2 tRNA genes and 3 rRNA genes are annotated in these 5469 nt (G+C 50.5%); all 5 read left to right on the top strand.

The window, feature by feature from the left end:
- The first annotated feature begins 198 nt into the window (after positions 1-198).
- The 5 genes from MKD49_RS25675 to rrf all read left to right on the top strand — a co-directional run bounded on the left by MKD49_RS25675 (position 199) and on the right by rrf (position 5419).
- Positions 199-1731 (top strand): 16S ribosomal RNA (locus MKD49_RS25675).
- A 117-nt stretch (positions 1732-1848) separates the two neighbouring features.
- Positions 1849-1925, top strand: a tRNA-Ile gene (locus tag MKD49_RS25670).
- Between the two features lie 7 nt (positions 1926-1932).
- A tRNA-Ala gene (locus MKD49_RS25665) sits at positions 1933-2008 on the top strand.
- Positions 2009-2294: 286 nt separating this feature from the next.
- Positions 2295-5166: ribosomal RNA gene (locus tag MKD49_RS25660) — 23S ribosomal RNA — on the top strand.
- Between the two features lie 140 nt (positions 5167-5306).
- Positions 5307-5419: ribosomal RNA gene (gene rrf / locus MKD49_RS25655) — 5S ribosomal RNA — on the top strand.
- Together the 16S, 23S and 5S rRNA genes with 2 tRNA genes alongside form the textbook arrangement of a ribosomal RNA operon.
- Positions 5420-5469 lie beyond the last annotated feature (50 nt).

Genomic DNA, 5469 nt, shown 5'->3' with positions numbered 1-5469 from the left:
TTTGCGACAGACAGATCTTTAAAAATTAACAGCCGATAAGCGTGGGCGTTTAATGAAGTGCGACAGAACTTCGGTTCTGGAAACTTTAAATATTAAATGCTCACAAGAAATATAGGTAAGTTCGCAAGAAATTACCTGTCAGTATTTTGAGAGAGCGATGCCCTTCGGGGTAGCCAGAAATGGCACAAAACAGAGATTAAACTAAAGAGTTTGATCCTGGCTCAGATTGAACGCTGGCGGCATGCCTTACACATGCAAGTCGAACGGCAGCATAGGAGCTTGCTCCTGATGGCGAGTGGCGAACGGGTGAGTAATATATCGGAACGTGCCCTAGAGTGGGGGATAACTAGTCGAAAGACTAGCTAATACCGCATACGATCTACGGATGAAAGTGGGGGATCGCAAGACCTCATGCTCCTGGAGCGGCCGATATCTGATTAGCTAGTTGGTGGGGTAAAAGCCTACCAAGGCGACGATCAGTAGCTGGTCTGAGAGGACGACCAGCCACACTGGGACTGAGACACGGCCCAGACTCCTACGGGAGGCAGCAGTGGGGAATTTTGGACAATGGGGGCAACCCTGATCCAGCAATGCCGCGTGAGTGAAGAAGGCCTTCGGGTTGTAAAGCTCTTTTGTCAGGGAAGAAACGGTAGTAGCTAATATCTATTACTAATGACGGTACCTGAAGAATAAGCACCGGCTAACTACGTGCCAGCAGCCGCGGTAATACGTAGGGTGCAAGCGTTAATCGGAATTACTGGGCGTAAAGCGTGCGCAGGCGGTTGTGTAAGTCAGATGTGAAATCCCCGGGCTCAACCTGGGAATTGCATTTGAGACTGCACGGCTAGAGTGTGTCAGAGGGGGGTAGAATTCCACGTGTAGCAGTGAAATGCGTAGATATGTGGAGGAATACCGATGGCGAAGGCAGCCCCCTGGGATAACACTGACGCTCATGCACGAAAGCGTGGGGAGCAAACAGGATTAGATACCCTGGTAGTCCACGCCCTAAACGATGTCTACTAGTTGTCGGGTCTTAATTGACTTGGTAACGCAGCTAACGCGTGAAGTAGACCGCCTGGGGAGTACGGTCGCAAGATTAAAACTCAAAGGAATTGACGGGGACCCGCACAAGCGGTGGATGATGTGGATTAATTCGATGCAACGCGAAAAACCTTACCTACCCTTGACATGGATGGAATCCCGAAGAGATTTGGGAGTGCTCGAAAGAGAACCATCACACAGGTGCTGCATGGCTGTCGTCAGCTCGTGTCGTGAGATGTTGGGTTAAGTCCCGCAACGAGCGCAACCCTTGTCATTAGTTGCTACGAAAGGGCACTCTAATGAGACTGCCGGTGACAAACCGGAGGAAGGTGGGGATGACGTCAAGTCCTCATGGCCCTTATGGGTAGGGCTTCACACGTCATACAATGGTACATACAGAGGGCCGCCAACCCGCGAGGGGGAGCTAATCCCAGAAAGTGTATCGTAGTCCGGATTGGAGTCTGCAACTCGACTCCATGAAGTTGGAATCGCTAGTAATCGCGGATCAGCATGTCGCGGTGAATACGTTCCCGGGTCTTGTACACACCGCCCGTCACACCATGGGAGCGGGTTTTACCAGAAGTGGGTAGCCTAACCGCAAGGAGGGCGCTCACCACGGTAGGATTCGTGACTGGGGTGAAGTCGTAACAAGGTAGCCGTATCGGAAGGTGCGGCTGGATCACCTCCTTTCTAGAGTGCGCACGAAGTTAAGCGTCCACACTTATCGGCTGTAAATCAAGAACAGTTATTTGGTGAAGCACGGTCCGTGACACAAGTCACTGACTGGCTACTGATACTGATCCAAGCGGGTCTGTAGCTCAGCTGGTTAGAGCACCGTGTTGATAACGCGGGGGTCGTTGGTTCGAGCCCAACCAGACCCACCAAGGTTTCGGGGGTTTAGCTCAGCTGGGAGAGCACCTGCTTTGCAAGCAGGGGGTCGTCGGTTCGATCCCGTCAACCTCCACCAAGAAATGTCAAACCTAAGTCAGCGTTCAAGTTGGCGTAGTGATTTAGGTTTGATCTTTTACGATCAATGGCTGTTTTTGTTCTTTAACAATCTGGAAGAAGTAAAGATTCATTTAATGATGAATACCAGGACTGCGGTTCTTGTATGAGTCAAAAAATGGGTGTGATTGTATCAATCAAAGTATTACGAAGTGATCTTAGCAATTAGAAGACTTACTTTGGAATACGGCAAACGCTAAAACTCAACGCTTCATATAACGCTCTTGTAAAAGAGGCTAACGTTATAGGAACAAGCGAATAAGTGCACATGGTGGATGCCTTGGCGATTACAGGCGATGAAGGACGTAGTAGCTTGCGATAAGCTGCGGGGAGCTGGCAAACAAGCTTTGATCCGCAGATTTCCGAATGGGGAAACCCGGCCGTAAGGTCATCGTTATCTGAATACATAGGGTAACGAAGCGAACGTGGCGAACTGAAACATCTAAGTAGCTACAGGAAAAGAAATCAACCGAGATTCCCAAAGTAGTGGCGAGCGAAATGGGATCAGCCTGCAAGATTTAGCATCAACGATAGCAAAACGGAATGGAAAGTCCGGCCATAGTGGGTGATAGCCCCGTATGCGAAATCGATGGTGTGGAACTAGGCTTGCGACAAGTAGGGCGGGACACGTGAAATCCTGTCTGAACATGGGGGGACCATCCTCCAAGGCTAAATACTCGTAATCGACCGATAGTGAACCAGTACCGTGAGGGAAAGGCGAAAAGAACCCCGGAAGGGGAGTGAAATAGATCCTGAAACCGTGTGCATACAAACAGTAGGAGCCCTGTAAGGGGTGACTGCGTACCTTTTGTATAATGGGTCAGCGACTTACATTCAGTGGCAAGCTTAACCGAATAGGGAAGGCGTAGAGAAATCGAGTCCGAATAGGGCGTTCAGTCGCTGGGTGTAGACCCGAAACCAAGTGATCTATCCATGGCCAGGTTGAAGGTGCGGTAACACGCACTGGAGGACCGAACCCACTAATGTTGAAAAATTAGGGGATGAGCTGTGGATAGGGGTGAAAGGCTAAACAAACTTGGAAATAGCTGGTTCTCTCCGAAAACTATTTAGGTAGTGCCTCAAGTATCACCATCGGGGGTAGAGCACTGTTATGGCTAGGGGGTCATCGCGACTTACCAAACCATTGCAAACTCCGAATACCGATGAGTGCGAGCTTGGGAGACAGACGCCGGGTGCTAACGTCCGACGTCAAGAGGGAAACAACCCAGACCGCCAGCTAAGGTCCCAAAGATTGGCTAAGTGGAAAACGAAGTGGGAAGGCTAAAACAGTCAGGAGGTTGGCTTAGAAGCAGCCATCCTTTAAAGAAAGCGTAATAGCTCACTGATCGAGTCGTCCTGCGCGGAAGATGTAACGGGGCTAAGCCAGTCACCGAAGCTGCGGATATCCGTAAGGATATGGTAGGAGAGCGTTCTGTAAGCCTGTGAAGGTGTCTTGTAAAGGATGCTGGAGGTATCAGAAGTGCGAATGCTGACATGAGTAGCGATAATGCGGGTGAAAAGCCCGCACGCCGTAAGCCCAAGGTTTCCTGTTCAACGTTCATCGGAGCAGGGTGAGTCGGCCCCTAAGGCGAGGCAGAGATGCGTAGCTGATGGGAAGCAGGTTAATATTCCTGCACCGTCGTTAGATGCGATGGGGGGACGGATCGCGGAAGGTTGTCCGACTGTTGGAATAGTCGGTTTTTGCATCGAAGAAGGCTGTTAGGCAAATCCGGCAGCGTAATTCAAGGGTGTGAGACGAGCGAACTTGTTCGCGAAGCAATCGGAAGTGGTTCCAAGAAAAGCCTCTAAGCTTCAGTCTAACGAGACCGTACCGCAAACCGACACAGGTGGGCGAGATGAGTATTCTAAGGCGCTTGAGAGAACTCGGGAGAAGGAACTCGGCAAATTGGTACCGTAACTTCGGGATAAGGTACGCCCAAGTAGTTTGACTGGCCTGCGCCAGAAGGACAAAAGGGTTGCAATAAAATGGTGGCTGCGACTGTTTAATAAAAACACAGCACTCTGCAAACACGAAAGTGGACGTATAGGGTGTGACGCCTGCCCGGTGCTGGAAGATTAAATGATGGGGTGCAAGCTCTTGATTGAAGTCCCAGTAAACGGCGGCCGTAACTATAACGGTCCTAAGGTAGCGAAATTCCTTGTCGGGTAAGTTCCGACCTGCACGAATGGCGTAACGATGGCCACACTGTCTCCTCCCGAGACTCAGCGAAGTTGAAATGTTTGTGATGATGCAATCTACCCGCGGCTAGACGGAAAGACCCCATGAACCTTTACTGTAGCTTTGCATTGGACTTTGAACCAATCTGTGTAGGATAGGTGGGAGGCTTTGAAGCGTGGACGCTAGTCTGCGTGGAGCCGACCTTGAAATACCACCCTGGTTTGTTTGAGGTTCTAACCTTGGTCCGTTATCCGGATCGGGGACAGTGCATGGTAGGCAGTTTGACTGGGGCGGTCTCCTCCCAAAGTGTAACGGAGGAGTTCGAAGGTACGCTAGGTACGGTCGGACATCGTGCTAATAGTGCAATGGCATAAGCGTGCTTAACTGCGAGACTGACAAGTCGAGCAGGTACGAAAGTAGGACATAGTGATCCGGTGGTTCTGTATGGAAGGGCCATCGCTCAACGGATAAAAGGTACTCTGGGGATAACAGGCTGATTCCTCCCAAGAGTTCATATCGACGGGGGAGTTTGGCACCTCGATGTCGGCTCATCACATCCTGGGGCTGTAGCCGGTCCCAAGGGTATGGCTGTTCGCCATTTAAAGTGGTACGTGAGCTGGGTTTAAAACGTCGTGAGACAGTTTGGTCCCTATCTGCCGTGGGCGTTGGAAGTTTGAAGGGGGCTGCTCCTAGTACGAGAGGACCGGAGTGGACGAACCTCTGGTGTATCGGTTGTCACGCCAGTGGCATTGCCGAGTAGCTAAGTTCGGAAGAGATAACCGCTGAAAGCATCTAAGCGGGAAACTCGCCTTGAGATGAGACTTCCCGGGAACTAGATTCCCCTAAAGGGTCGTTCGAGACCAGGACGTTGATAGGTCAGGTGTGGAAGCGCAGTAATGCGTTAAGCTAACTGATACTAATTGCCCGTGCGGCTTGTTCCTATAACATTAGCTCTGTTATAGACAAGTTGAGCATATATTGTGTTTGCCCTTAGTGCATCACACCCAAGAATCTACTAAATACTTCTTCCAGTTTGGGTTAGTTGCTGCTCCATCGAGAGCAACTGGCTTTACAAGTTATGCCTGATGACTATAGCAAGTTGGTACCACCCCTTCCCATCCCGAACAGGACCGTGAAACGACTTCGCGCCGATGATAGTGCTGCAACCAGTGTGAAAGTAGGTCATCGTCAGGCTTGTTACTCCCAAGAACCCTCGTTACGCAAGTAGCGAGGGTTTTTGCTTT

Origin of the sequence: Herbaspirillum sp. WGmk3 (assembly GCF_023952535.1) — a bacterium.
GTDB lineage: Bacteria > Pseudomonadota > Gammaproteobacteria > Burkholderiales > Burkholderiaceae_D > Herbaspirillum > Herbaspirillum huttiense.
The sequence above is the reverse complement of the archived record's forward strand: the minus strand, read 5'-3'. Positions and strand labels throughout refer to the sequence as shown.